Annotated in this window: 2 protein-coding genes and 1 pseudogene; 2 read left to right on the forward strand and 1 reads right to left on the reverse strand. The window is 67.3% G+C overall.

Annotation, left to right across the window (positions count from 1 at the left end; all coding sequences use genetic code 11):
• Positions 1-113 precede the first annotated feature (113 nt).
• Positions 114-1,031 carry a metal-dependent hydrolase gene (locus JYJ84_RS34605; RefSeq protein ID WP_175221778.1) on the reverse strand — a complete coding sequence of 306 codons (918 nt, stop codon included), beginning with the start codon at positions 1,029-1,031 and terminating at the stop codon, positions 114-116.
• Between the two features lie 582 nt (positions 1,032-1,613).
• Between JYJ84_RS34605 and JYJ84_RS34610 the strand changes: the two genes are divergently transcribed.
• Complete coding sequence (locus JYJ84_RS34610; protein WP_011355854.1) at positions 1,614-1,955, forward strand: FKBP-type peptidyl-prolyl cis-trans isomerase; 342 nt, start codon at positions 1,614-1,616, stop codon at positions 1,953-1,955.
• 35 nt (positions 1,956-1,990) lie between these two features.
• A pseudogene (locus tag JYJ84_RS34615) lies at positions 1,991-2,271 on the forward strand (AraC family transcriptional regulator); the annotation flags it as partial.

Raw genomic sequence — 2,271 nt, forward strand, 5'->3', positions numbered from 1 at the left:
GACGCCCGTCCGTCCGGTTCGAATTGATTTCGGTCAATCGTCAGAGGAAGCCGGCTGATGCACGAACGCAACATGCGCGGCGCGCTGCCGCGCATGCGGGCGCGGCGGCGGTATCAGCGGCCCGACGCGAGCGATGCCGGCGCGTTCGCTCGGCCACGGCCGGCCGACGTGCCGCCGTGTTCGCCATAGGTGGCGGCGAGCGCGTCGACCCGCGCGAGATGGTGGTGGTTGTCATGATCCCACGGATGGAAGCCCGGCCGGAAGAAGCTCAGCCATTCGCCGGCGATGCGCGGGAACAGCCCGCGGCGCGGCCCGTACAGGAACGCAATCATCCGCAGCATGCCGCGCACGTGATGGCCGGCGCCGCGATCGCGCCACAGCAGCGTCGCGTGCATCAGGAACACGGTCGGCCAGAACGTCAGCGTCGTCAGCAGATACACGCCGATGCGGATCAGGTAACGGCGCAACCCCGGTTCCATCGCGGCATTCCAAACGTCGAACGATACGGCCTTGTGCTCGGTTTCCTCGAGCGCGTGCCAGATCCACATCTGGCGGTAGCCTTCGACCGAGCCGTCGAGGCGCGTCGGGTCGCGCAACAGCCAGTCGGCCAGCATCGCCGTGTAGTGCTCCGCCGCGACCGTGTGCGCGAGCTGCACCGAATGCGGCAGCTTGCGCTTCATGTAGCCGAGCACGGTCCACACGCGCTTGTCGAGCTTGCGCGCGGGCAGGTGGTTCGCCTGCATCAGCTCGTTGTATTCGATGTGCTCGCGCGTGTGCATCGCCTCCTGGCCGATGAAGCCGAGCACCTGCTGCTTCAGCACGGGATCGTCGATCCGGTCGCGATAGTTGCGCACCGAATCCATGAAGAACCGCTCGCCAGCCGGGAACAGCAGCGACAGCGCGTTGAAGAAATGGGTCACGTGCGACCCGAGGCCATGCCAGTCCTTCGCGCGTTCGACCGGCAGGTCGAAGCGCAGGTCGCGGCGCACCGGCATGATCCCGGCTGCGGTGACGGAAGCGGCTGACTTCATGTTCATCGTTCTCCTGGTTCCGGCGCGGGCCCGGCGCGTCGTCCGACGCGGCCGGCGCGGGCCCGGGCGGCGCATCGCGCACCGCCAAAATCTTGACATCGACAACTGTAAAGATAGGCCGCCCGCGGCGGCGCACGCAAGCCGCGCGGTAGATGCGCGCTTCCAAACAGGGCACGGTCGAAAAGGCGGAAAAAGCGGCGCTCGAACGGCATCCGGACGGGCCGGGATTCGAACGCGTGCGGTGACTCGCGAGCAATACGCGCTGACCCGCGCCGTGTCATGACGGTGGCCCGAAAACCCCGTGTGGCAGGGGTTTTGGGTAATTCGACAGCGCCGCGAGGCACGCTGCCGAACGCCCCGGTAGCACCGATTCATACACGCGTCGCACTTGTGCGGTGCAACCTCTGTCGCGCGGCTCGCGAACAATTCAAACACGCGTTCCATTCGCGTGTCGTGCGATCGCGGCCGCGGCAGCCCGCCGCCGTCGGCGATACGCGTGCGACCGGCCGAAAGGCACGAGCGGCGGCCCGCTGCGCGCTCGCCTACAATAGCGGTTTTACCCATCCTTTTTCAGGAGAAGTCATGTCTGTCATCACGACCGAATCGGGCCTCAAATACGAAGACCTGACCGAAGGCACCGGCGACGTTGCGCAAGCCGGCCAGACCGTCAGCGTCCACTACACGGGCTGGCTGACCGACGGTCAGAAATTCGACTCGAGCAAGGATCGCAACGACCCGTTCGCGTTCGTGCTCGGCGGCGGCATGGTCATCAAGGGCTGGGACGAAGGCGTGCAGGGCATGAAGGTCGGCGGCGTGCGTCGCCTGACGATCCCGCCGCAACTCGGCTACGGCCCGCGCGGCGCAGGCGGCGTGATTCCGCCGAACGCCACGCTCGTGTTCGAAGTCGAACTGCTCGACATCTGACACGGCACACGAGCCGCCGGCTGACGCGCTGCCCCATGGCACACCTTCCGTCCCCCACCGTCGCGCTGCAACGCTACGACACGCTCGAAGCGTCGGACGTGCACGACTTTCACCAGATCGTGCTCGGCATCGACGGCGCGATGGTGATGGCGGTGGACGGCGTCAGCCAGCGTCTCGACCGGCACGGCGCCTGGCTGATTCCAGCCGGCGCGCGCCACGATTACGCGGGCCTTGGCGAGAACTGCCAGCTCGTGCTCAATCTCCCCCCCGCGTCGCTCGCGGTGCCGCAGCGGCTGTTCGACAACGCGCGCGCCGT

The organism is Burkholderia sp. LMG 13014 (assembly GCF_905232215.1).
GTDB lineage: Bacteria > Pseudomonadota > Gammaproteobacteria > Burkholderiales > Burkholderiaceae > Burkholderia.